At 60.5% G+C, this 25,498-nt stretch carries 13 protein-coding genes; 3 read left to right on the forward strand and 10 right to left on the reverse strand.

Translation table 11 applies throughout. The annotated features are described in order from the left end of the window. Positions 1–22: 22 nt before the first annotated feature. Together F8N21_RS17785 and F8N21_RS17790 are read right to left on the reverse strand one after the other, a co-directional pair. On the reverse strand, positions 23–916 hold the full coding sequence (locus tag F8N21_RS17785) for a S1 family peptidase (RefSeq protein ID WP_150643363.1): 894 nt from the start codon (positions 914–916) through the stop codon (positions 23–25). Between the two features lie 871 nt (positions 917–1,787). Then, entirely contained in the window at positions 1,788–3,353 is a 1,566-nt protein-coding gene (locus tag F8N21_RS17790) for a methyl-accepting chemotaxis protein (protein ID WP_150643364.1), read from the reverse strand. A 426-nt stretch (positions 3,354–3,779) separates the two neighbouring features. On the opposite strand from F8N21_RS17790, the gene F8N21_RS17795 reads away from it, so the two are divergent. Together F8N21_RS17795 and F8N21_RS17800 are read left to right on the forward strand one after the other, a co-directional pair. Then, on the forward strand, positions 3,780–11,360 hold the full coding sequence (locus F8N21_RS17795) for a type I polyketide synthase (protein WP_150643365.1): 7,581 nt from the start codon (positions 3,780–3,782) through the stop codon (positions 11,358–11,360). Positions 11,361–11,368: 8 nt separating this feature from the next. Beyond that, entirely contained in the window at positions 11,369–12,718 is a 1,350-nt protein-coding gene (locus F8N21_RS17800; protein ID WP_150643366.1) for an aminotransferase class I/II-fold pyridoxal phosphate-dependent enzyme, read from the forward strand. Between the two features lie 576 nt (positions 12,719–13,294). Here the strand turns inward: F8N21_RS17800 and F8N21_RS17805 are convergent. From F8N21_RS17805 to F8N21_RS17835, 7 genes are all read right to left on the reverse strand, one after another. Beyond that, positions 13,295–15,307: a capsular polysaccharide biosynthesis protein gene (locus tag F8N21_RS17805; protein WP_191624347.1), complete on the reverse strand. Its 2,013-nt coding sequence runs from the start codon at positions 15,305–15,307 to the stop codon at positions 13,295–13,297. Positions 15,308–15,318: 11 nt separating this feature from the next. Further along, entirely contained in the window at positions 15,319–15,930 is a 612-nt protein-coding gene (locus F8N21_RS17810) for a GNAT family N-acetyltransferase (protein WP_150643368.1), read from the reverse strand. Next, positions 15,923–17,476 carry an LTA synthase family protein gene (locus F8N21_RS17815; protein WP_150643391.1) on the reverse strand — a complete coding sequence of 518 codons (1,554 nt, stop codon included), beginning with the start codon at positions 17,474–17,476 and terminating at the stop codon, positions 15,923–15,925. The genes F8N21_RS17810 and F8N21_RS17815 overlap by 8 nt, the downstream gene beginning before the upstream one ends. A gap of 16 nt (positions 17,477–17,492) precedes the next feature. Further along, the gene (locus tag F8N21_RS17820; RefSeq protein ID WP_150643369.1) at positions 17,493–18,269 is read right to left on the reverse strand and encodes an SDR family NAD(P)-dependent oxidoreductase; all 777 of its coding nucleotides are present in this window, start codon (positions 18,267–18,269) and stop codon (positions 17,493–17,495) included. Continuing rightward, positions 18,266–19,588: a capsule biosynthesis protein gene (locus F8N21_RS17825; RefSeq protein ID WP_150643370.1), complete on the reverse strand. Its 1,323-nt coding sequence runs from the start codon at positions 19,586–19,588 to the stop codon at positions 18,266–18,268. Before F8N21_RS17825 ends, F8N21_RS17820 begins: the two co-directional genes overlap by 4 nt. Further along, entirely contained in the window at positions 19,525–21,558 is a 2,034-nt protein-coding gene (locus tag F8N21_RS17830; protein ID WP_150643371.1) for a capsular polysaccharide biosynthesis protein, read from the reverse strand. Before F8N21_RS17830 ends, F8N21_RS17825 begins: the two co-directional genes overlap by 64 nt. A 282-nt stretch (positions 21,559–21,840) precedes the next feature. Next, positions 21,841–22,902, reverse strand: a complete 1,062-nt coding sequence (locus tag F8N21_RS17835) for a phosphotransferase (RefSeq protein WP_150643372.1) — start codon at positions 22,900–22,902, stop codon at positions 21,841–21,843. A 268-nt stretch (positions 22,903–23,170) separates the two neighbouring features. Here F8N21_RS17835 and F8N21_RS17840 point away from each other — a divergent pair, with 268 nt between their 5' ends. Then, entirely contained in the window at positions 23,171–24,106 is a 936-nt protein-coding gene (locus F8N21_RS17840) for a KpsF/GutQ family sugar-phosphate isomerase (protein ID WP_150643373.1), read from the forward strand. 91 nt (positions 24,107–24,197) lie between these two features. Here the strand turns inward: F8N21_RS17840 and kdsB are convergent, their stop codons facing one another. Continuing rightward, a complete protein-coding gene (gene kdsB / locus F8N21_RS17845; protein WP_150643374.1) occupies positions 24,198–25,484 on the reverse strand; it encodes a 3-deoxy-manno-octulosonate cytidylyltransferase in 1,287 nt (428 codons plus the stop codon). Positions 25,485–25,498 lie beyond the last annotated feature (14 nt).

Genomic DNA, 25,498 nt, shown 5'->3' on the forward strand with positions numbered 1-25,498 from the left:
TCTGTGGCGATGCGCAGCGGCCCTAAAACCTGTAAACCGGCAACGTCGTCACTTTGCTCAGTTCATCATTCAATAGCACGTGGTTCTGTTCTCCCCGAAAAAACCAGGTGTTGGAAGCTGTTGCCAGTTTTTGCGCGGAAATAATCTCGGAAATAATTCTCGCCACTTTCTCATTGCTCAGATCTACATAAAATCCAGGGTCAGCAGTAATGCCGCATCCGTGACCCGCGCTAACCATACCCACCTGGAGGAATCGCCCGCGCTCAATCTTCACGAACAAAGGGCCACCGGAATCACCGATGCACGCATCCTTGCCAACTTCTCCACCCGCACACAAAAACGCTTCCCAGGTTGAACCCCGGCAATCAATGCCATGGGAAACATACGGCACTTCAACTTGATGCAGGCGGTCTGGATACTTGCCGTCCGGCATTCTGCCCCAGCCTGTCGTTATAAAATAATTTCCCGGTTTTCGATATTCTGTATCGTTGTCTGGCATGGCAATCGGAACGACGCCGGTCACTTCCTTATCCAGTTTTAATACCGCCATATCCAACAGTGAATTCCAATACACTCGTTGAGTTGCTGTGCGTACATAACCTTGGGTTGCATCGCTGCGCACGGTGCGACCAATCCAGACCTGAGTGCCGGGGACAAACTTGACCACGCACTGTGCGGCGGTCAATACCAGGTTCGACGCGATCAAGGTCCCGCCACACTGAGTGTTATTGGTGTTGACCGGCTGGGTGATGATGTACGCCATGAAGGGATATTCTGCATCCGCCACTTCGGATGCACTGAAGGTTGGCGGAGGAGGGCCGCGGTCATGAAAGTAGGCGCCTTTCAGGAAAAGCAATACAGCACTAATCCCCACAGTGACAATCAATAAAACGATTCCGGCGATTTTTGTTTTCATACCCGTTCTCGCGGTTTTTGCTGATAGAGAAGGTTTGAAAGTTGTTGTGCGCGAGTGTTGTGGGCTTTTGATCTTTGGTCAACTGTCAGGGTTGACAGTTGACTTGCGGTCTTTTTAGTTAGTGAGAGTTTGTATCGAGGATAAGGCGAGAAATTAAAAATCTCGGTGTCGAGTCTTTGGGTTCTTTGAGGTTTCTTGCAAATAGGGCTGTCAGCGATTAAAACTCTCCGCCAGCGAACACCGGGTATTGTTTAGACAAATCCTGTGGGCGGGCATTGAACCAATGCCGGTCAGTTAAGAGTCATTTTTTTGCGGGATGGCTTTGGATTATTTGCCAGGCTCAAAACCCACCCCTCACCCTAACCCTCCCGAAACGTCGGACCGCCCCAAGGAGGCGAGGGGACTGACCGAGATGTCTGTTTGTATGCTGCGACCTGAAAAATCGTGTCGATTATGGATTCGAAACAGGTTTTTCAGGTCGCAGTAAATCTTGAATAACCCCCAATCAGTCCCCTCGCCCCCTTGGGCATGGGTATCTACACATCTCGAAAGGCTAGAACTTCCGTAGCAGCTGTCGAGTGGAACGAGGCAGCGTCCGAGGACGGAGTCCTCGTAAAGCCTGTGCTCGCGGTTTATCTGAAGCACCGAGGTGCAGGGTCTTACGGCTGCTTCGCAGCCGGACGCTGCCTCGTTCTACTCGACAGCTGCTACGCCCTGCCAAGCATCAAAAAATGTGTAGATACCTATGCCCCTTGGGGAGAGGGTGAGGGGTGGATTTCGGATCAGAACGCACCATCCCTGAGCTGATTTCCCTCAGGCAATAAAAAACCCGGAAGTATCACCTCCCGGGTTTTTGTCTTTGCAGCGGCTGTCAGCGGTTAAATCGCTCCACCAACGAATACTGGCTACTCGCGGTTTTGTTCAGCTCTTCACTCAACAGCGCCGAGTGCTGGGCCTGTTCCGAAGTCTGGTCCGCCAGCTGCGCAATGGTGCTGATATTGCGGCTGATCTCTTCGGCCACGGCGCTTTGTTCTTCGGTGGCGGCGGCGATCTGGGTGGTCATGTCGGTGATGTGGGCTACCGCTTCGCTGATCCCCACCAAGGCCTTGTCGGCCTCGAGCACTCGGGCGACACCTTCTTCGGCCTGGCGATGGCCGGCGTCCATGGTTTGCACGGCGGTGTTGGCAGTCTGCTGCAGCTTGGCGATCAGGCTGTGGATCTGCCCGGTGGACTCGCTGGTGCGTTGTGCCAGTTGCCGCACTTCATCGGCCACCACCGCAAACCCGCGACCCATTTCCCCGGCGCGGGCCGCTTCGATGGCAGCGTTCAGCGCCAGCAGGTTGGTCTGGTCGGCGATGCCCTTGATCACATCGACCACCCCGCCGATTTCATTGCTGTCCTTGGCCAGTTGGGTCACGGTGGCGCCGGTTTCGCCGACCACCACCGACAGGCGCTGGATGGCCTCGCGGGTTTCACCGGCTATGTCGCGACCGCGGCTGGTCAGGCGATTGGCTTCCTGGGTGGCGTCGGCGGTGCGCTGCACATGGCTCGCAACTTCCTGGGTAGTGGCCGCCATCTGGTTGACGGCGGTCGCCACTTGCTCGGTCTCGACCCGCTGGCGCTCAAGCCCGGTCGAGCTCTTGTGCGCCAGGGCGTCGGACTGGCGCGCTTGCTCGTTCAGGTGCTCGGCGGTGTCCTGGAGCCGGGTCAGGCAGGTTTTCAGACGGGCTTCCTGGCTGAGGATGGACATCTCCAGGCGTGCCTGGTCGCCGCGACTGTCGGTGTACATCTGGGCGATCAGCGGGTCCGAGGTGGTCTGTTCGGCCAGGCGCAGCAAGCGTTTGAGGCCGCGCTGCTGCCAGCTCAAGCCGAGCAGGCCGAGCGGCACCGACAGCCCTGCCGCGAGGGCGAAGCCCCAATGGGAATTGAGCCAGATACCAATCAGGAAACTCAGCTGGCTGACCATGATGAACGGCAGCCAGTCTTGCAGCACCGGCAGCCATGAGTCCCGCTTGGGGATAGCCGACTTGCCCTGGTTGATGCGTTGGTAGAGCGCTTCGGCGCGGCGGATCTGTTCGGCGGTGGGTTTGACCCGGACCGACTCGAAACCGACTACCTGGTTGCCTTCGAACACCGGTGTGACATAGGCGTTGACCCAATAGTGGTCACCGCTCTTGCAACGATTCTTGACAATGCCCATCCACGGCAAGCCTTGTTTCAGGGTGCCCCACATATGGGCGAACACCGCGGCCGGGACGTCGGGGTGACGGACCAGGTTATGCGGCGCCCGGACCAGCTCCTCGCGGGAATAACCGCTGATCTCGACGAACGCGTCGTTGCAGTAGGTGATCACGCCTTTGGCATCGGTGGTGGAAATCAACCGTTGCTGAGCGGGGAAGGTGCGTTCACGTTGTGTGGTGGGCTGGTTATTACGCATGTTTTTATCAATCCGCAAGGCTTTGTCGGGTTGTCGGCAGTGTCGGGGATTTATTGAGCCTATTTTTCCATGATCGGCGCCGGTCTCGAATCAGTGGTTGCAGGCAACCCCCCGGAGCTGGGTGCTTCTGTGGGATCGAGGGGCGTGAACAGTCGAGATTGGGGGCTTTTCAGGGTTTCCCTGAGGGGGGCTGGCAGCGTATGATTCGCGGCCGATTTTGATACCCAAAGGCAGTGTGAACCGCCTGTCGGTAGTGACGGCGTCTCAAAGGTTTTTTATCGGGTCAACTTAATAATAATTAGAGTCATGAACGTTAATAAAATGTAGATAACTTTCCCGGTGTTCGGGTCAATGGATGTTGACTGTCTTCAGCCATCATAAGAAGTGATGGTTATCGCCGGGAATTTAAAAAAGGTGGATTCAGCAATGCGCAAGAAAGTTGCAATTATAGGGGCTTCGTTCCGTTTTCCAGGCTCCACTTCTGCAACTTTTTGGCAGGATTTGCTGGCGGGGCGAAGTTTTATTACCGAGGTGGATTTTTCTCGTTGGTCCAAAGACGAGTTCTTGCACCCCGACAAAGCCCATCCCGCTACTTCCTATACCTTTGCCTCGGGCTCCCTGGGCGATATCTCCACCTTCGACGCGGGCTTTTTCAATATTTCCCCCCGTGAAGCCGCGGTCATGGATCCGCAGCAGCGCCTGCTGCTGGAACTGGGCTGGGAGGCGTTCGAGAATGCCGGGGTCAAGCCCTCGAGCATGCGCGGCAGCGACTGTGGGGTTTACCTGGGGATCGCCAGCACCGATTACGCCTATCGCATGACCCATGACCTGGGCACGATTGAGGCCGCCACCGCCACCGGCAATACCTTAAGCATCGCGGCCAATCGCCTGTCGTTTTTCTACGACCTGCAAGGCCCGAGCATGGCCATCGATACGGCCTGTTCTTCGTCGCTGATTGCCTTCCACCAGGCGTGCCAGGCGATTCAGAATGGCGATATCGACCAGGCGATTACCGGCGGCATCAGCCTGCATCTGCACCCGTTCGGCTTCCTGATCTTTTCCAAGGCCTCGATGCTCTCGCGCACCGGGCAATGCCATGTGTTCGATGAGTCCGCCGATGGGTATGTCCGTTCCGAAGGGGCAGGGCTGTTCTTCCTCAAGGATTACGACAAGGCGCTCGAGGACGGTAACCAGATCCTCGCCGTGGTTGCCGGCAGTGCCGCCAATACCGATGGCCGCAAGTCGAGCCTGACCGTACCGAGCGCCGATGCGCAGATCGCCCTGATGAAGCAGGCCTATGCCACGGCGGGCATTGCCCCGACCGAGATCGATTATCTCGAAGCCCACGGCACCGGGACCCCGGTCGGCGATCCGATCGAAAGCCGGGCCATCGGTGAAGCCCTGGGCCAGCAGCGCCCGGCGGATCAACCGCTGTTGATCGGCTCGATCAAAAGCAACATCGGTCACCTGGAAGCTGCCTCCGGAGTCGCCGGCCTGATGAAGGCGCTGTTCTGCGTGATTGAACGCAAGGTGCCCGCGACCATCGGCATCAACAAGCTGAATCCGAAGATCCCGTTCACCGCGCTCAATCTCAGCGTGGTCACCGAGACGCAAGCGCTCAAGCCGAGTGGCAGGCTGGTGGTCGGCGTCAACTCCTTCGGTTTCGGCGGGGCCAATGCCCACGTCATTCTGCAGAGTCATGAAACCCCGGTCGCTGCCCCCGCACCCGTTGCCGGCGCCCGTTCGGTGCCCTTGATGGTGACTGCCAAGGACAGCGCGGGGCTGGCCGCCACCGCGGAACAACTCGCGCAGTTCATCAGCGCCAGCCCCGAGGCAAACCTGTACGACGTCGCCTATCAGGCGCTGTTTGGCCGGGATTTGCATCCGCGGCGGGTGGTGGTGTTTGCCGCCGATGCGCAAGAGAGTGCCCAGGCGCTGGTGGATTTTGCCGCGGACCCGGCGGTCTCGGGCTTGTCCTCGGTGGTGGAGAGCGGCACCGCTCTCGAACAACCCAAAGGCCCGGTATTCGTCTACTCCGGCAATGGTTCGCAGTGGCAGGGCATGGGCAAGACATTGCTCGCCGACAGCGTGTTCCACGCCGCGGTTGCCGAGGTCGACAGGGTTTTCCAGGCGTTGTCGGGTTATTCGCTGCTGGCCGAATTGGCGGGCGAGAATGGCAATGAGCGCTATCGCTTGACGGAAATTGCCCAGCCGGCCTTGTTCGCCCTGCAAGTGGGCGTCACCCGCATGCTGGCCGCAAAAGGTCTGTTGCCAGTGGCCGTGATCGGCCATAGCGTCGGCGAAGTCGCCGCTGCCTGGGCCTGCGGTGCGCTGACGCTGAACGATGCTACCCGGGTGATCTTCCATCGCAGTCGTCTGCAGGGCCTGACCAAAGGTTGCGGGCAGATGTCCGCGGTGGGCTTGTCCGGGGCGGACACCGCGAGCCTGTTGCAAGAGCTCGACCTCGACAGTGAACTGGTGGTGGCCGGTGAAAACAGCTTCAAGGGCGCTACCGTGGCCGGCTCGGTTGCCGGTCTCGAGCGTCTGGAGCAGGCGCTGACCGAGCGCCAGGTCTTCGTCCGGCGCCTGGGTCTGGACTATGCCTTCCACTCGCCAGCGATGAATGTCATCCGCGATCGGGTCATCGATGCGTTGAGCGACATCGCCCCCGCTGCCAGTCATATTCCGATGTATTCGACCGTGACCGGCGGCGTGCTGGCCGGCGAGCGTCTGGACGCCGAGTACTGGTGGCAGAACATTCGTTGCCCGGTGCTGTTCCAGTCCGCGAGTGAAGGGCTGACCGAGCTCGGCTATAACGTGTTCGTTGAAGTCGGCCCGCACCCGATCCTGCGTTCCTATGTCGCCGATGCCCTGACCCGGCATGAACGGCAAGGCGCGGTGATTGCGACCTTGCTGCGCGCTGAAGAATCGCCGCAGCTGATCGATCGCAGCGTGGCGAAGGTCTTGATCGCCGGCGTCGACATCGATCTGCACTGCCTGTTCCCGCGCAGCGGCCGTTTCGTGCAGCTGCCCAATTACGCCTGGCAACGCGAGCGCCATTGGTACGCCGATACGCCCGAGACTTCCGGGTCGCTGTTCCGCAACCGCGTCCATCCGTTGCTGGGCTATCCGGTGCCGGGGCACGAGCTGACCTGGGAAAATCGTCTGGACACCCAGTTGTTCCCGTCGCTGGGCGACCATAGGGTCGGCGACGCCGTGTTGTTCCCGGGCGCCGGTTTCACCGAGGTGGTGCTGGCCGCGGCGCTGCAGTACCAGCCCGGTGAGTACGTAGACATCGAAGAGCTGGAAATCCACAGCCCGCTCTTGCTCCATGCGGATTCCAGCAAGAAACTCCGGGTGCAGATCGACAGCGCCGATGGTGCCGTTTCCATCGTGTCGCGCAGCACCTCTCAGGTCGAGCCGTGGGTCCAGCACGTCGTCGCCAGACTGCCGGGCGAAGCGCGCGGCGGGATGCTGGCGCGCACTGCTCCAGTCCTGCCCCAACGCGCTGTTGATTTCACCTCGGCCGAGCACCTGGCGCTGACCCGCGCGGTCGGCCTCAATTACGGCCCGGCGTATCAGGCGATCGACGGCGGCTGGATCGATGGCAATCAAGTGTTGGCGCGATTGAGTCTGCCGAGCGTGATCGAGACCGAATTGGCGACCCTGCATCTGCATCCGGCGCTACTGGACAGTGCCTTCCAGTTGATCACTCAGTTGCTGAGCAAGGATCTCGGCAACCGCAAAGGCCTGGCCTTTATCCCGGTGAAACTCGGGCGGATCAATTTCGCTGTCGGCAGCCAGCCACCTTGCCTGGCCGAAGTTCAACTGGTGCGCCGTTCGGAACATTCGCTGCTGGCAGACTTCACCTTGTATGACGCTCAGGGTCAGGCGGTGGTCTGCATCAAGGACGCGCGTTTCCGCGGCGTGCGCCTGCAAAGAGACCGCAGTGGCGACCTCAAGCTGGTGGACTTTGTCGGGATTGCCAAACCCTGGGCGGTCGCCGGCCGCGCATTGCCACTGGCCGATTCGCTGCTGGGTGCACAGCTGCAACAGCACCTGGCGGCGGTGGCCGATGATCCGGCGCTGCTGCGTTATGCCAATGAGATCGATCCGCTGCTCGACAGCCTGTGTGGCAGTTTCCTGTTGGAAGCCATCGAGCAACTGGGCGGTGAATTGACTGCGCAGCAGCGTTCGACCTGGAGCCAGGAAGCTCAGGCGCTGTCCGGGTATCTGGATCATCTGCTCAAGCAGGCGCTGGAAGATGGCAGCCTGATCGCGGTCGGTGCCGGCTGCTGGCGTGTGGCTGACGAGGGCGAGCGCCCGAGCGCGCAGGAAATCTGGCAGGAACTGTTCCGCAGCTACCCTGAACACTTCCAGATCATTCATTCGGTGGGCCGGATCGGCAGCCATCTGCTGGCGCTGCTCAGCGGGCAAGTGAACATTGCACAACTGCTGCCTCGGGAAACCTCGCCGGCGCTGCTGGCTCGCCAGGTCCTCGGCGCCAGCGGTTATCACGCGCTGTTGGGGTCGGTCCGGGCACATATCGCCCAACGCTTGGCGGTGCTGCCCGAAGGCCAGCGCCTGCGCATTCTTGAACTCGGTTTTGGCGGAGCACCGCTCGCTGCAGACCTCTGCGCCAGCCTGGATTTCGATCGGGTCGACTATCAATACTGCGCCCAGGATCTCGATCAGGTATCGATGCTCCACGCGGACTTCCCTGATCTGCAAATACTCAACCTGGCCGAGGCTGCGCAGTTGCCCGCGTTGCCTGGCAACAGCTTCGATCTGGTACTCGCACCGACCGACCTGGCGCCGCTGGAAACCGTCAGCGCAGGGCTGCGGCATGGCGCTGCACGGCTTTGCGCCCAGGGTGAATTGCTGCTGTTGGCGCAACATCCAGCGCTGTGGGCCGATTTCACCTTCGGTGCCGAGCCTGGCTGGTGGCTTGCCGGGCATGCGCAGCAGGCCCTGTCGGTGCAGCAGCGTCCCGGTTTCTGGCAGCAGGAACTGCGCCGCCACGAGCTGAAAGTCTCCGAGCCTGTGGAATTCATTCCACAATCCGCGTCGGGCAGCTATGTGCTGGTGGCCGCGGCGGACTCGCAGAAAACCTTCAAGGCCGAGGTTTTGCCCCGCCAGAACTGGTTGCTGGTCGCCAGCGAGCAAGGTCCGGAAGCGCCATTGGCCCAAGGCCTGGCCTCGGCATTGCGCGAACAGGGGCATGAGGTGGCGTTTATCGCTGCGGGTTCGGCAACGTCGCTGGCCGGGCAATTGGCTCAAGGTCCGGCGGCACCGCAGCACATCGTGCTGCTGGCGGGTTTGTTCGCCACCCAGGGGCTGGATGCCCAGGCTGACCGCTGCATGCTGGCCGCGGCGATCACCCAGGCCTGCGAGTCCGTGGGGATAACCCCGGATTGCTGGCTGCTGACTTCTGGCGCCGCGGCCCATCTGTTGCCGCGCAGCGCGCAGCGCCACGCCAGCGTGCAAGGCTTTGCCGATTCGGCCCTGTGGGGCTTCGGTCGGACCCTGGCCAACGAGGCGCTTGGTTGCCGCGTGCGGCTGCTCGACCTGGCACAAGGGGCGGGCGTCGATGCCCTGCTGCCAGCGCTGCTGAATGCCGATCAAGAGACCGAATTCGCGATCACGGCGACCGGCGATCGCTATGTCGCGCGTCTGCGGATCCAGCCCAATGAACGGCCAGGCAATGCCCTTGAGGGGGCGCCGGAGCAGGTCAAGCTCGGCTTCGATCTGCCCGGGCAATTGCGCAACTTGCGTTGGGAAGCCCGAGCGCCGCGGATACCGGCGGGCGATGAACTGGATATCGAAGTCCAGGCCACCGGCCTGAACTTTCGCGATGTCATGTACGCGCTGGGTCTGCTCTCCGATGAGGCGATCGAAAATGGCTTCTCCGGTCCGACCCTGGGCTTCGAATTTGCCGGCGTGGTTCGCGGCAAGGGCGCTCAGGTCGAAGGTGATTTCCAGCCGGGTGACCGGGTTGTCGGTTTTGGTCCGTCGAGCTTTGCCAACCGCCTGATCACCAATGCCAATGCGGTGGCGCGCATCCCCGACGGCATGTCCTTCGAAGCGGCCGCGACCATTCCGAGTACCTTCTTTACGGTGTACTACGCGCTGCATTACCTGGCGCGCCTGGAACCCGGCGAGAAGATCCTGATTCACGGAGCGGCGGGGGGCGTCGGCATTGCCGCGATCCAGATCGCGAAATGGTGCGGCGCTGAAATCTATGCCACTGCCGGCAGTGACGAGAAGCGTGACTTCCTGCGCTTGCTCGGGGTTGAGCATGTATTCGACTCGCGCTCCCTGGCGTTTGCCGATGACATCCTGGCCGTCACCGGGGGACGGGGAGTGGACGTGGTCCTCAACTCCCTCGCCGGTGAGGCGATCAACCGCAATCTGCGGGTGCTCAAACCGTTCGGGCGCTTCCTTGAATTGGGCAAGCGCGACTTCTATCAGAACACCAGGATCGGTCTGCGGCCGTTTCGCAACAACATCAGCTACTTCGGCATCGATGCCGATCAGCTGATGAGCGAACGCCCGCAGCTGACCCGGCGGCTGTTCGGGGAAATGATGGCGCTGTTCCGCGACGGGATTCTGAGTCCGCTGCCGTACCGCGCCTTCGACGCCAATGAAGTCGTCGAAGCGTTCCGCTACATGCAACAGGCACGGCAGATCGGCAAGATCGTCGTCACCTACCGCACGCCGATCCAGCACGTATACACCGCGCCGGCCAGTCAACAGCCGACCTTGCAGCTGTCTGCCGAAGGGACCTATCTGGTGACCGGCGGTCTCAGCGGATTTGGCCTGCGCAGTGCGCAATGGCTGGTCGAAAAAGGCGCTCGTCACCTGGTGCTGCTCGGCCGGCGTGGTGCTCAGACGCAAGAGGCGCAGCCGACACTTGCGGCATGGCGCGAGCAGGGTATTGAGGTTCAGGCGCTGGCGTGCGACATCACTGATGCCGCGCAACTGGCGGCGGTCATGGCGCGGATCGCAGCGGGTGCCAACCCCTTGCGTGGCGTGGTGCATGCGGCAACCGTGTTCGATGACGGGCTGATCCGTAACCTGACTCAAGCGCAACTGCAGCGCGTGTTGGAACCCAAGGCCAAGGGCGCGCAATACCTGCATGAGTTGACGGCGCAGCTGCAGCTGGAATTCTTCGTGTTGTTCTCCTCGGCGACCACCTTGTTCGGCAACCCCGGGCAGGCCAATTACGTCGCGGCCAACCATTGGCTCGAAGCCCTGGCGCGCCATCGTCTGGCCCATGGATTGCCGGCCACCAGTGTGCTCTGGGGCGCGATCGACGACGCCGGTTTCCTCGCGCGCAACCAGGACATCAAGGACGCTTTGCAAAGTCGCATGGGCGGCGCCGCATTGCAGTCGCAAGTGGCCCTCGACACCCTCGAACGCTTGCTGTTGCAGCAACGTTCCGGGCTGGGTGTGCTGGAGCTGGACTGGAAAGCCCTGTCGCGCTTCCTGCCGGCTGCCGGATCGCCGAAGTTCAGCGAACTGGCCCGGCTGCATGGCGGCGAGCAGGACGACGAAAGCGATGTAGATGACATCCAGCGGCTGCTGGCTGAAATGGATGACCAGGAGCTGACTGAACTGTTCGGCGAAATGCTCAAGCAGGAAATCAGCGAGATCCTGCGGTTGCCGACCAACAAGCTGGACATCAACCGGCCGCTTCAGGAACTCGGCCTGGATTCGCTGATGAGCGTGGAGCTGGTGGTGGCCGTCGAGGAGCGCTTCGGTATTCGTTTGCCGGTCATGGAGCTGAGCGAAACCTCGAGCATTGCTAAATTGACCGGGCGGATTCTCGAACTGTTGCGCGGCAATCAGGAGCAGGACGCGCAGCAGGATGCCGGGGCCAACCTGCAGTTGCTGGCGGCCGATGCGCTTTCCCGTCACGGCGCCGAGCTTTCCGGGGAGGACCTCGCACAGCTGAGCGCCGGGTTGCGTAACCCGGACTCGAAACTTTCTCGTTTGATTAACTGATCCGGACTATGACCCCTAAAACTTCGCCAGGGCTTGCTTCTTCGATGAAAGACAAGCTGATCCAGCAAGCGCTGGAAAAGCGCATGCGCCAGACCGGCAACCTGACCCCGGCCCCTTCGCTGGAAGGGGTCAAAGGCGCTGCGCATGAGGTCCCGGAACAGTTTTATCGCTTCGACAAGCATCCCGGGTACCAGCAATTGCGCGTCATGCTCGAGGGTGCGGCGCGCTTCGGGCTGAGCAATCCGTTTTTCAAACTGCATGAAGGCCTGGCGGGCGCTGAAACGGTGATTCAAGGCACCCGCTATGTGAATTTCGCCAGCTACAACTACCTGGGATACTCAGGGCATCCAGTTGTGGCTGAAGCGGCCAAGGCGGCCATTGATCAGTACGGGACGTCTGTCTCGGCCAGTCGTCCGGTCTCGGGCGACCGTCCGATCCATCGCGAGCTGGAGCGCGAGCTTGCCCGGCTCTACGAAGTGGACGATGCCATTACCTTCGTCAGTGGCCATGCGACCAACGTGACCGCGATTGGTTATTTGTTTGGTCCGCGGGATCTGGTTCTGCACGACGAGCTGATTCACAACAGCGTGCTGCAAGGAATCCAGTTATCCGGAGCGCGGCGGTTGAGCTTTGCCCATAACGATTGGGAGGCCGTAGACCGTTTGTTGAGTGATCAGCGCCAGCATTTCGAGCGGGTATTGGTGGTGCTCGAAGGCATCTACAGCATGGACGGCGACTATCCCGACCTGCCGCGTTTCGTCGAGCTGAAGAAAAAGCACCGGGTGTTTTTGATGGTCGATGAAGCTCACTCGCTGGGCGTCATGGGCGAGACCGGCAAAGGTATCCGCGAGCACTTCGGCCTGGCCGGAGCGGATGTGGATATCTGGATGGGCACCCTGAGCAAATCCCTGGCCAGCTGTGGTGGCTACATCGCGGGCGAGGCGGCGCTGGTCGAGCACCTCAAGTTCCTTGCGCCGGGTTTTCTCTACAGCGTCGGCATGCCGGCCCCGGTTGCCGCCGCGGCGTTGGCGGCCTTGCGTTGCCTGCGTGAGGATGGCGAGCGGGTGGCCACCTTGCAGGCGCGGGGTCGGCAATTTCTGCAACTGGCCCAAGAGGCGGGGCTGGACACCGGAACCAGCACCGGGTTGGCGGTGATCCCGGTCATCACCGGCAGCTCGCTCAAGGCCGCCCAATTGTCTGGCGCATTGTCCCGTCGCGGTATCAATGCCCAGCCGATTCTCCACCCCGCCGTTCCAGAGAAAGCCGCCCGCGTGCGTTTCTTCGTCTCGTGCCAGCACACCGAACAACAAATCGCCGAAACCGTCACCGCAGTGGCCGAGGAATTGAAGCGTCTGTAGGAGCTGCCGCAGGCTGCGATCTTTTGATCTTCCGACGATTCCGGACGACCGCAAAAAGATCAAAAGATCGCAGGCTGCGCCAGCTCCTACGCCGACCGGGTACATCCGCGATATCTGCGATTCCCCGACTGCGCGCCCCCCGAATTCCACGGATTCACCCAATCCCCCTGTAGGAGCTGCCGCAGGCTGCGATCTTTTGATCTTCCGACGATTCTGGACGGCCGCAAAAAGATCAAAAGATCAAAAGATCAAAAGATCGCAGGCTGCGCCAGCTCCTACGCCGACCGGGTACATCCGCAATCTCTGCCATTCCCCGACTGCGCGCCCCCCGAATTCCACGGATTCACCCAATCCCCCCGTAGGAGCTGCCGAAGGCTGCGATCTTTTGATCTTCCGACGATTCTGGACGACCGCAATAAGATCAAAAGATCGCAGCCTGCGGCAGCTCCTACGCCGATCCGGTACACCCGCGAAAAAACCTGGTGAACAAGCCTACGCCGACCGGGTACACCCGCAATACCTGATGAACGCCAATCCCGCAGGCTGCGATCTTTTGATGTTCAACGACCGAATGGGCTAATCCGGTTGCACCTGCCCAACGGCAAACATCCCTTTGAGGTATCGACGCACCTGGTGGTACAACGCAAAGGAGCTGTCCTGGGTCGAGGCGTGTTCGAGGGCCTGCCAGGCGCTGCAAGGCAGGTTCATGCGGCGGTCGGTGTAGCGCGGGTAACGCAACAGCGCGGCGGCCACCAGTTCATCCAGGGTCACCCGGCGGGTGCGGCGGGGCAGGGGCTGGTGGTCTTTGGTCAAGCCCCAGCCGGCATAGAATGGCGCGCCATAGGTCACCACTTCGCGGCCATGCAGCAAGGCTTCGAAACCCGCCAGCGAGTCCTGCGTATGGACTTCATCGACCTGCGCGAACAGGCTCGCGACATCCCCACCGAGCACCAGATGATCGGCAAGCTTCATGATCTGCTCACGGGCCAGGTGACCCAGGCGCTTGCCAGTCGCCGGCTGGTAGACAATCCAGGCTTGCGGTGCAGCGGCGCGTACCCGTTCAAGTAGCTGCAGGTCGCTGAGCAAGGTGTCTTCAAGCTGACCCGCAAGCAAAATTCGTCGCTGCCCTGAAGAGGCCGCAACCTGCCGAGCCGCAGTCTCGACCCGGGCAACGATTCGCTCACGCAACCGGCGCGCTTGCGCGAGCGTAGCCGGATCAAAATCCCCCTGCTGCAAATCGGTTTCCAGATCACTCGGGCGACTGGCTTCAAAGTGAATCCCGCTGCGATCGAGAACCAGCGACGTACCCAAGGGCCGCAGAAAACCCTGCTCCAGGCGCCAGAGTGGCAGGCCATGGGCATCGGCCCGGGCCTGCAGGTTTTGCGCTTCGCCGGTTGCCCACACCAGCAATTTACCGCCCTGGCGGGCGACCTGCGGCATCAGCTCGCTCTGGTCCCTGGCGAAATTCAGACTGCCCCAACGACTGGTGAGAAAACGCCGGACCCTGGATTGATTGCGCCGAGGCACGCCCAACACGGTCAAGGGGCCGGCAAACAGCGTGTCCTGTTCCTTTTGCCGGGCCAACTGCTGGGCCACGGTCATGACATCGCAGAGTTGCTCGGTCAGTGGGTCGACGTACCGGCAATAACGAATGTAGGCCGCCGCCACCAGTTGCTCCAGGCTGGGCCGGGCCTGGCGGCGCGGTATGGCCAGGCGGTCATCGGTCAAACCCCAGCCGGCATAGAAGGGCAGGCCGAAACAGCTCACCGGAACGCCTTGAATCAACGCCTCCAACCCGGCCTGGCTGGTGGCGATGTAAACCCGCGCGGCCCGCCGGGCCAGCGAAGCCCAGGACAGATTGCGACTTTCCAGAGTCACCCCGCGCTCGGTAGCGGCGTCCAGCAGGCAGCTCTTCTTGTGCCCGCTGAGGCAATCCGGGTGAATGCGCACCCGGACATCGGCCCCCGGATTCTCCGCCAGCGCGGTATCGAGCATGCGGATGAAATCCGCTTCACACAGGCCGCCACCGGGAATGGAGAAATCGCCATAGGTCTGGTCCACCACCAGAATCAATCGCGACTCGCGCCCCAGCGGGTCGTCGTCGCTCAGGTCTGGCGCATTGTTGTATTTGCCGATGCCGCTGTTGCGCATCAGCGCAATCAGCGCCGTCGCCGTTGCCAGTTCGGCGGCGCTCAGTTGCTCAGGCTTTTGCAGAATATTTTCCAGCAGCGACGGTCGATCGGCCAGGTAATGGATGCCGATCGGATCGACCACCATCGACATCGGCGTATCGCCCTCGACCCCGAGCGAAGACGAGCGCAGAAAGCCGTCTTCGAGGGCGATGTAAGGAATGCCCCAGCGCTTGCAGAGCACGCGGGCATGATCCGATGAGCGCTTGTAGCCAATCCCGGCAATGCCCTTGAGCCCTTTGGGCGCCTGCGTGCCTCGGCGCCACAGCCAGAAGGGCACACCTTCCGGACCGAGGAACTGATTCAGGTGAAAGACTCTCCAGAGCACCCACTGGGACATGATCCCGACCCAGCCCGGGCCTGGCACCAGCGACTCGACAACGGGTACGGATCGATTCATCTCATCGCCGCTCATGGGCAGTGCGTCAGCGAACGGCGCATGTTGATCACCGCGGGAAAGGGCAGAAACCGGCCGAGCCAATTCACCGGAGTGCTTCTAACTCGGATGAACCCCTGCTGCGTGTAGAGCCGTTGAGCACGTTGATTTTTCACCTGGACCTCAAGCTCGACTTTTGCATAGCCGGCTTGCCGGGCTTGAGCGAATGTCTGCGCCAGCAGGGCGCTGGCAATGCCCTGATGGCGCACGGGCTTGATCACGCGCAAGCCATAGAGATAGAACCCGTAGTACCACTCGCGGTGTTCGGCAATCACAAACAGCAGGTAGCGCAGTGCACCCCTGAGTCGGCCGAATTCCCCAAGGAACGGCGCCAGCCCCGGCGAGAAGGGCCCGCGCCGGTGGTGTTTGAAGGCCGCATAGCCGAGCGCAGTGGAGTCCCGATAGGCAATCAGAATCCGGTCCCAATTGATCCCCCGGCCCAGCAGGCGATAACGGCAGGCTTCATCGCCGAGGATGAAGGCCAGCGAGCCGCGGCCCGAGGTGATCAGTCGTGCAATCGCTTCGTCCCGCTCCAGTAAGCTGGAGCCGAGGACGATGTGCAGGGACTCGGTCGCCTGTTCAGTCATGGAGTTCAGTCTGGGCCTGGCGCAGGTGTTTGACCGGGCTCTTGCCTCGGCTCACCTGCTCGACGAAGGCCTTGGCCAGCTGTTCAACACCCATCGCCCTGGGGGCGCTGGAGGTGCGCGCCTGGTTGGACCAGATCAAGTAATGGGTATCGCCATCCGGCGCGCCCAGTGCCGCATACACCTCCGGAAGAATCGGCACATGGTCACCAAAGAAGCACAGCCCGACCGGATTGGCCTGGGCCAGCAGGTGCTGGCGCAACCGGCCAAGCATCCGGTCGGCATTACTCAAATGCCGCACATAAGGACCCAGATCGCGCAGGCCGTCGAGCAGCGGGCGATCGAACCAGCTCGGTAACTCGTCAGCGCTAACCTTTTCCAGGTGCAGCGGGCCGTGATTTTCCATGGTCACCGCATGAATATACAAAGGTTGAGTGCGCGAACTCTCTGCGAGTCGCTCGATGATCTTCTCGGCCACCGCGCAATCACCGATAAACGGGCCGGCCTTTTGCGAGTCATCGAAGCTGCGGATATCAATGAACTCATCGAAACCCAGCGCCGGCAGCACCTGGTCCCTGCCGTAAAAACTGCCGATATAGGGGTGAATGCACACAGTGCGATAACCCTTGCGCTTCATCTCGCTGGCGATGCTCGGCAAACCCTGGCGCGCCAGATGGCGGTAAGGATTGAAACGATGCACGCCGAGCTTGTCACCGGCAATCCCGCTGAGAAAAGCGAACTCGGTGCGCACGGTATTGGCCCCCCAGGCGGCGACCTGCAAGGGGCCATGAGCCAGCGCTTCGGCGCGCAGCACGTCGTAGTGGCTCAGCACCTGCTCGCGGATGCCGGGCCACAGCGGGCGAATATCGAAAAACGATTCGCTCTGGACCGAAACCAGATCAGGCAGCACATCAATGGATGGGCTCTGCACTTCACCCGGGTTGATCGCAAAAGGCTGCAGTGCAAATGGAGAGCGCAGATCATCGATCTGTACCTTGCGCCGCGCGGCACAAAAGTAAGTCCACAAACAGGCGGCCAGCCCCCAGCGGGTCAAATCCAGACTGGCGTCATAACTCGGTTGCAGCGGCTTCAAACCACCGCCGATCAGCAACAGCAAAGCGCCCAGCATCACCACCGCAGCCACCGGCAAGGCAGCCTCGGCCGCGGGCTCGAAATACAGGCCGCAGCCCAGGTAGGCGATAAACCCCAGCGCCAGACCAATCGCCTTGCCAATGCCGAAGAACGGCAGGTACAAGCGCGGATAGCGCAGCGCATCGCTGAAATATTCGAAGTCGGCGCAGACAAAAGGCTCGCGCAGCGAGTGGTACTTGGAGTTGCTCACCAACACGATCAATAACCACAGCGCGAGCACATTCACGGCACTGAAAAAAGGCCGCCCGGTCATGGCGTAAAGCAGGGCCACCGCAAACAGCCATGCACCGGCATGCAACAACCAGCTGCGCACGGGCCGGCGCAAAGCCGGCCGTGGAATCAGCAATGCTTCAATGCCGCACGAGAGCAGGAATCCGAGCAACAACACCGAGCACAAAGTACCGTTCAAAAAATCAAGCACCGTAATCCAGCCACCGCAAAATAACCGAAGACATCCTTGGCGGAATCACCCCCAAGGCCCAGCACCCCAGATTCAACGGGAACGGAAAACTGATCCGCGCCTGGTTCGCCGCCAGGCCGCGACGAATACGCCTGGCTGCTTTGTCCGGGGCCCACAACTGCGGTTTTGGCCCGGGCATCTCGAAGCACATTTTCGATTCGACATAGCCCGGCATGATCACATTGATCTTCACCCCTTCCGGGGCCAGCAGGTCACGCATGGCTTCACCATAAGCCTTCATCGCCGCCTTGCTCGCGCTGTAGCTGGGAGTGGCGGGCAGGCCGCGCCAACCGGCGAGGGAACTGAACAGGGCGATCTGCCCGTGCTTGCGCGTGCGCATCGCCGGCAGTGCCGACTGCACCGTGGCCATGGCCGCGAGCACGTTCACCTCGATCAGCGCCTCGGACAGTTCCCAGACTTCGCCTTCGGCGTTCGGCCCGGTCGAGGTGTTGAGCCCGGCACCGACGATGATCAGGTCCGGTTGCTCGGTTTCACTGATGCGGCTGATCCACTCGCGCAAGGCATCCAGATCCCGCACATCGAGGGGTTGCAGGATTACCCTGGCGCCGGCGGCACGGCACTGTTCGGCCATTTCTTCGAGGCGGTCAAGGCGTCGGCCCTGGAGAATCAGGGTCACCCCCGGCGCCGCATAGGCCGGCGCCAGGGCACCACCGATTCCGCCCGTGGCGCCGGTAATGAGAATGCAGCGAGGAGTCTTGTGCAGCGTCATAGGTACCGTTCGATCTTGGAGGTTTTGGCCATCAGCACTTCCAGTGAATTATTCACCGCCATGTCGATCCCGCAGCGCGTATAGAAGCCGCCATTGACCTGGGTCGTGTGGATGACCGTGCTGCGAAAACGCTGGAACAAGGTGCTGTCAGGCGGCTCCGGCGTGCGCCAGAAATCCTCGAGGCTGCCCTGGTGGGTCAGGCCCTTGAGGGCATAGATCGGATTGCTCAGGGCCAGGGTCGGCACATTGTGCATCAACGATGAACCGCCCACAGTACTGTTCACCGTGACCACGCCGGCAACGTGGGACAGCAGGGTCGGCATATGCCCGCTTTCAAGGAAGTCCACCCGGTCAGCGATCGCGTACTTCGCCGCCATCGCGCGGGTGATGCGATGGTAGTCGACGATGCCGGGGGTCAGCGGATGGTTCTTCACCACCAGCCGGGCGTCGCCGGGCGCGTTGGTCGCGAAAGACCCCAGCACATGCTCCAGCACCTCACTCATGTTGGAGAACTGCGAGTGATCGCGGATCTGCGCATCGCTGTCGAGCTGCAAGGGCAGCAGGAACGTCGGCTGGCGATTGCTCGCCACCTGACTGATCAGCGCCGCATCCCGAGACCTGGCGCGAGCCAGGCGCAGACCATGGCGAATGTACCCGGCATACTCGACCGCGGCGTTGTAAGGCGCGTGGGTGCGGTAGTGCGGGAAGCAGACTTTATTCAGCACGCCGCCGACGTGATACAGCACATCGTGGAACGCCCGCGAGGCAAAGGACAGGCGAAACGCTTCACCGTTGTGGTAGCGCGGAATGTGCTTGCCGACTTCCCGATACCACTCCGGATCACGGGGCAGCAAGGAGTGGTTATTCACCCCGTCACGCTCGAGAGTGATCCAGTACGGCCGGAAATAGCCTTCTTCGAACACATGCACGCGGATGCCGAGGCTTTTCGCCAACAGCACCGCCGGCTGATGCACCGGCCGGCGATCGCCGAACAGCACCAGGTCGGTAATACCGTGGGCTTTAAAGCACTGGCTATAGAAGTCGGCGAGTTGCTCGGGCCTGGACGAATAAAACACCCGCGAGCCTGAGCCGTACAGGGTATCGCCCATATTGAAATTGACCGACCGGACCCATTGACCCTCATCGCGCAGGGCTTGAGCCAGGCGCGCGAAAAACGGCGAGCTGACGCCTTGCAGGAACAGGAACGAGTTGCGCGGCTTGACCGACAGCAGACGTCTGGTGCCCACCGCAGGGGTCAGGAATTCTTGAGCGGTCTTCTCAAAGCGAAGTGGAGCAAACGCTGAATCATCTCTCGCCATGTTGAACTTCTTCCTTGCGTAGGTACTTCATCCCAGTTCTTCAGCTCTAATAACGTGCGTTCGGGGGTGGTAAATTTTTGGGTAATCCGGCTGACATACACCGGGTAGCGGATCAAGGTCCCGGCCACCAGTTCGTCGAGGCTCAAACGTCGTGTGCGGCGGGCCTGGACCTCAGGGTGCAGGTCCTCATCGGTGGTCAAACCCCAGCCGGCATAAAAGGGCTGACCGTAGGTGGTGACCGGTATCCCCCGCAGCAAGGCTTCGAAGCCGGACTGGGAGGTCAGTACATGGACCTCATCCACCTCAAGCAGTAATTCGTGAAACGGCACATCGCCCACCACCTGATTGCACCAGTTGCCAGTCAGGGCTTCGTCCTCTCCCTGCGCGCGGGTGCCGGCCAGCACCTCCGGATGCGGCTTGTACAGCAGCCAGGCGTGGGGATGACGCTGGCGCACCGCACGCAACAAATCGAGATTGCGGCGGATACGGTGTGCGCCGTAGCGGATCGAGGCATCGGATTCCACCTGACCGGGCACCAGAATCACCCGGCTGACCCCGGCAGGCCGTTTCCACTGCGAACCCGGCAGGTTGTATTTGGTCACCCCGGCCGCGCAAATCGCCTCGCGCAATGCGCCGGCGCGGCTCAACAACCCGCTGTCCCACGGATCATTTTCCAGGATGTGCTCCAGGCGCGAGGGCCGGGTTGCGTCGTAGTAGATACCCAGGTCGTCAATGACCCATGACAGGGGCCGGGTTTTCCTGGCGCCCAATCCGACCGAGCGCAGAAAGCCATCCTCGACCCGGCCGATGTGGTTGCTGTCGACTTGCCTGAGCAATGCCGCGTCATGTTGGCAACCCCAGGTAACCACCGCTGCGGTTTTGTTCAAATGGGTGAGACGGTCGATGAATCGAGTTGACGAACCATTAAAGAAATCAACCACCAGCGGGTGCTTCCATTTGGTAAACCCGAACATCTGCAGGTTTTCCGGCAGGCGACTGCGCATCCGCCGCTGCAGACCCAGCCAGGCCAGCACCACTTCGGGTGTACAGGGCTGACCGGACTCCGGGTCGACGTAACGCGGGTATTCAACCAGCGCCGCGTGAACCAACTGTTCCAGACTCACCGGCTGACGCCGCGCCGGGGCGGGCAGGGCATCCCGGGTCAAACCCCAGCCGGCATAGAACGGCATGCCGAAGGTATGCACCGGCACCGCCCACAGCAAGGCATCGAAACCCAGTTGCGAGGTCATCACATAAACCGCCTGGACTTCGCTCAGCAACTCGGCCGGATGCACATTGCGGCTGATGATCTGCACCCGCGGCCGCTGGCTCAGCGCCGCCAGATCGAAGTGCCCCTGCTTGCGTCCGGCGACGACATCCGGATGGACCTTGACCACCACCGTGCTCAGGGGATGTTCATCAAGGGCCGCCTGGAGCATGCGCTCGAAATCAGCCGCGCCAGCACCCTGAAGCGAGGCATCGCCGCGGGTCTGATCGGCGACCAGCACGCAAGGCTGCGGCAGTGGGCAGGGTTCTATTCGAGCATTGTTGTATTTCGAGACCCGCTCGCTGCACCAGCTGGCTTGCAGGGCTTGGGCGCGGAGTGTCTGCGCCTCGTTCAGCGGCTGAGCGATGAGCCTTTCCAGGCGAGATGGGGTATCGGCTTCGTGATAGATGCCCAGGTCATCGACGATCAACGACAACGGCGGTTCGTCCGCCCCAAGGCCGACCGAGCGTAAAAAACCGTCTTCCACCGTCAACACGGGAAGACCGGCTTTAGCGGCTTCGCGCTGTGCGAGCAATGCACTGGGTTTGCGCCCCCACGCCAACAGGAAATCGGCTTGAGCAATGTCGCGCACCGAGCCAGAGACCAATTGATAGTCTGGCAACAGTGCGGGCAGGGTCGAAATCTGCTGAGCGCCTTTGGACAGGATCAGCAAGCAGGGGCGAATCGGAAAATCATTATCCATAAAAAACAGCGGGTATCCGTAACGAACGCACTCTGCTGTGAGGCGCGGAAAAAGCCACCGCGTCTCAGGAAAGGGTCTACCTAATGTGAGCGCGGATGATAATACAAAACCCGAAATTCTCTAACGATAAAAACGGAAAAGTATTACAGGATTGCGCTTTCATATGGGTAGCGGGGAATCGCTCTCGATAGAGCAAGGTCTGTAGTTAGAGGTGGAGACAAATTCGTAAGAAACTGCCGACCAGCGGTCGTGTGTCTGTCGGCAGAATTTACTAAGGGGTACTTACGATCCGCAAGAAAGGGGCAGGGCCAGGAGGTAGTCGTATTTCTCCCGCAGCAGCGGCATTTTTTCTTTTTTCTGGTATTCGGCGATGGTCTCTGGCCGCAGGCAGTGCCAGAGCGAGTTCAGCAGGAAAATGTAGTTGAGATTGAACAGCGCATTTTGCCGATTGAGTCGGGCATCCAGGGCATCGATATAGGCACTCAGAAACTCATCGCGGGCCTTGATAAAGCCCTGCATGTCACTTCGCCGAAAGATAGCGCTCAGATAGGCACCGCCATCGAAGCCGATCCGCCCGACCTTGACCTCGCTCCAGTCGATCAACTGCAAACCCTGCGGCGAGAGAAACAGGTTCTTGCGCAAATAGTCCATATGGCAGAAGCAGCGCTGACTGGTTCTGGCCTCATTGGCCGCCTGGCGTATCATTGGGCTCAAGTCGCGCAAGCGGCTCGTCAGCCCGATAAATCGGTCATCATTTCGGGCAAGGCTTTCCAAGGATGGCAAAAAACGCTCGAAACTGAAGCGCGACCGCAGGAGATACCAGGGCCGGAAAAAATCCATTTCCCAAAACTTCCAGGCTTGCCGCCACGAAGTCGGCTGCAGGTGTCGATTGGACAAGCTTTCGATTTCAGCAATGCCCCGTGCCACGTTGCCGGCAATAGCCGCCATCCGTGGTGCGCGCCCTTGGATGTACTGAGTGAAAATCAAGCTTTCCCAAGGTGTTTCGATAACGCCCAGGCACTCAGGATGTTTGAAGTGAACGCTGTCGGTCAGCACGTCCCGCTCCCGGTAGAACCGCGATTCCAGGCTGGTGATGAACAGGACCTTACGAATCGATTTCTCGACCAGGTCCTGCGTGGCCCCAGTGTCGAGATCGGTCAGCCGGTGATGACGAACGTAATTGACAAAAGAGGCGTTGGACGAGAGGTCGACGCTGGTAATGCTGAACCTGTCCGCACGATAGGCGGGCAGGAGAAAGCTCAAGCGTTTTTCCAGAGTAGCCTGGCTCAACCAGAAAGCATTTCTGCCGCTGGTCAATGCGTCTGTATTGGGTTCGGTACTCATGCTTTCCAACTGTAAACAACAACTCGATTTCTGGCCTGACACGCAAGTGAAGGGCGGAGCGATCCTTGCCCAATATCGGTAACAGTCGATCAGATGAGGCCGTGATAGTACGGATTCCATCGCTCTATTGCCATGTTGATGGCGATAAAGGTGAAGAATAGGAGAAACTTCCTACGCATTAATGGGAATTATCGATGGTGAAGTTTCCATCTGGCTCATTGTATCGTTAACATATGCGGCACATAAATCAAGGAACGATCGCGTCCCCATGAATCACCTTCCAATCGCTAAAGAAGCACTCTGTGCCCAGGCGCAAGCCATCAGCCAGCTCGCAGAACGTCTCGATGGCGAGTTTCAGCGTGCCGTAGAACTCATCCTGGCTTGCAAAGGCCGTGCAGCGGTCTGCGGCATGGGCAAGTCCGGGCTGATCGGCCAGAAAATGGTCGCGACCTTCGCCTCCACCGGCACCCCGAGCCTGTTCCTGCATCCCGCTGAAGCCTTTCACGGCGACCTCGGCATGATCAAGCCCATCGACGTGTTGATCCTGATCTCCTACAGCGGTGAAACTGAAGAAGTCATCAAGCTGATTCCGAGCCTGAAATCCTTCGGCAACAAGATCATTGCCATGACCGGCAATGGCAAATCGACCTTGGCCAAACACGCCGACATCTGGCTGGACATCTCCGTCGAGCGCGAAGTCTGCCCGAACAACCTGGCACCGACCACCTCGACACTTGCCACCATGGCCATGGGCGATGCACTGGCCGTGGCCCTGATTACCGCGCTGGACTTCAAGCCGATGGACTTCGCCCGCTACCACCCCGGCGGCAGCCTCGGTCGCAAACTGCTGACCCGCGTCGGCGATGTCATGCATAAAGGTTTGCCAAAAGTGTCCCGCGCCACTTCGTTCCATGACTGCCTGCTGGTCATGACCTCCAGTCGCCTCGGCCTGGCCCTGGTGATGGAACAGGACAAACTGGTTGGCATTGTCACTGATGGTGACTTACGCCGCGCGCTGCTGGAGAACCCGGGTGTCATCAACGAAAACGTTTCGAGCTTCCTGACGGCGAACCCACACACCGTCAAAGCCTCTGCTCAATTGTCTGAAGCTGAAGCTTATATGTTGGACCACAAAATTCGGGCGCTGCCGGTGACTGCGGATGACAGTGATGAAGTAGTGGGTGTTGTAGAGATTTTTGACTGAGTTTTTTGGCAAGAAGGAGTCTTGGATTCTCCACGCCAATGATTGCCGCAATCAGTTGAACCACCGACGGATGTCGGTGGTTCATCCAGATTTACTGCGACATCTTGGCCATCACCGACGCATAACCTGCCGCCGATCCAAGAACATCTCCCTTGCCCTGCGCGATCAAGATGGCATCTGCCAACTCACGGAAAGCACCTGTCCCGCCTTTGCTTTGCAGCACTTGCGAGGCTTGCAGTTGCACATAGCTCGAGGCATCGGCCACGGCAAACGATAAGCCGCAGGCCGCAAACGCCGGCAGATCGATACTGTCGTCGCCTATGCAGGCTGTTTCAAACGCAGTCACTCCAGCTTCAGCCATCAGTTGCTGGCACGCGGCCTGTTTGTCCTTGATGCCGAACTGACACAGTTCGATGCCCAGGTCAGCCACGCGTTTGCGCAGCGTCGCGGAATCACGTCCGGAAAGTACCGCCACTCGCACACCGTTTTCTTCCAGCATGCGCATGCCCAGGCCATCGCGGACATGGAAGCGCTTGAGGCATTCACCGCTGGCGTCGTAGAAAATACCGCCATCGGTGAGTACCCCATCAACATCGGTAATCACCAGGCGGATATCGTTGAGCGATGGTTGTACGGGGGCAGGCTGGCCTGTCATCAGGGCCCGAACCCGTTCCAGGCATTCAGGCGTATCGACGCCAGGCCCGGTCGGCTCGACCTGATAAGCGCGGATGCGTAACCCGGCCGCGAGCAGGCGCAGTTGTTCAAGTTTCTCGGCATCCTCCAGCATCGATTGCGGCAGGTCGGCATAGCTCGACAATACTTCCCGGCGATAGGCGTAGACGCCAATGTGCTTCAGGTAGTTCGCTACTTCCCCATCGCGAGGGTAGGGGATCGGCGAGCGACTGAAGTACAAGGCATTGCCGGTATGACCAAGCACCACTTTCACGGTATTGGGGTTGTTCGCCTCGTTGGCCTCGATTGGATGGCACAGCGTGCCGACCATGACCGAAGCATCGGCGAGCATGCCAGCCGCCAGCATCGCAATATCATCCGGACGAACCAGTGGTTCGTCGCCCTGCAGGTTGATATAGATGTCGGCATCAACCAGGGCCATTACTTCGGTCAGGCGATCGGTGCCGGAGGGATGGTCCGGCGATGTCATCACACACTGGCCGCCGAAGGCACGGACCGCTTCGGCGACGCGTTCGTCATCGGTGGCGACCAAAACGATATCGACCTGTGGAACCCGCAGCGCACGTTCATAAACGTGCTGGACCATCGGCTTGCCGGCGATGTCAGCCAGTGGTTTCCCTGGAAGGCGGGTAGAACCAAAGCGCGCCGGAATAACGATGGCGACACGTTGTTTTGGGGCATCCATGTTCACAAGGCTCC

The sequence above is a fragment of the Pseudomonas fluorescens genome (genome assembly GCF_902497895.1).
Lineage (GTDB): Bacteria > Pseudomonadota > Gammaproteobacteria > Pseudomonadales > Pseudomonadaceae > Aquipseudomonas > Aquipseudomonas fluorescens_BP.

Excerpts from the sequence above, each read along its gene's own strand:
- F8N21_RS17785 (WP_150643363.1), bottom strand. The coding sequence starts at position 916 with ATGAAAACAAAAATCGCCGGAATCGTTTTATTGATTGTCACTGTGGGG.
- F8N21_RS17790 (WP_150643364.1), bottom strand. The coding sequence starts at position 3,353 with ATGCGTAATAACCAGCCCACCACACAACGTGAACGCACCTTCCCCGCT.
- F8N21_RS17795 (WP_150643365.1), top strand. The coding sequence starts at position 3,780 with ATGCGCAAGAAAGTTGCAATTATAGGGGCTTCGTTCCGTTTTCCAGGC.
- F8N21_RS17800 (WP_150643366.1), top strand. The coding sequence starts at position 11,369 with ATGACCCCTAAAACTTCGCCAGGGCTTGCTTCTTCGATGAAAGACAAG.
- F8N21_RS17805 (WP_191624347.1), bottom strand. The coding sequence starts at position 15,307 with ATGAATCGATCCGTACCCGTTGTCGAGTCGCTGGTGCCAGGCCCGGGC.
- F8N21_RS17810 (WP_150643368.1), bottom strand. The coding sequence starts at position 15,930 with ATGACTGAACAGGCGACCGAGTCCCTGCACATCGTCCTCGGCTCCAGC.
- F8N21_RS17820 (WP_150643369.1), bottom strand. The coding sequence starts at position 18,269 with ATGACGCTGCACAAGACTCCTCGCTGCATTCTCATTACCGGCGCCACG.
- F8N21_RS17825 (WP_150643370.1), bottom strand. The coding sequence starts at position 19,588 with ATGGCGAGAGATGATTCAGCGTTTGCTCCACTTCGCTTTGAGAAGACC.
- F8N21_RS17830 (WP_150643371.1), bottom strand. The coding sequence starts at position 21,558 with ATGGATAATGATTTTCCGATTCGCCCCTGCTTGCTGATCCTGTCCAAA.
- F8N21_RS17835 (WP_150643372.1), bottom strand. The coding sequence starts at position 22,902 with ATGAGTACCGAACCCAATACAGACGCATTGACCAGCGGCAGAAATGCT.
- F8N21_RS17840 (WP_150643373.1), top strand. The coding sequence starts at position 23,171 with ATGAATCACCTTCCAATCGCTAAAGAAGCACTCTGTGCCCAGGCGCAA.
- kdsB (WP_150643374.1), bottom strand. The coding sequence starts at position 25,484 with ATGGATGCCCCAAAACAACGTGTCGCCATCGTTATTCCGGCGCGCTTT.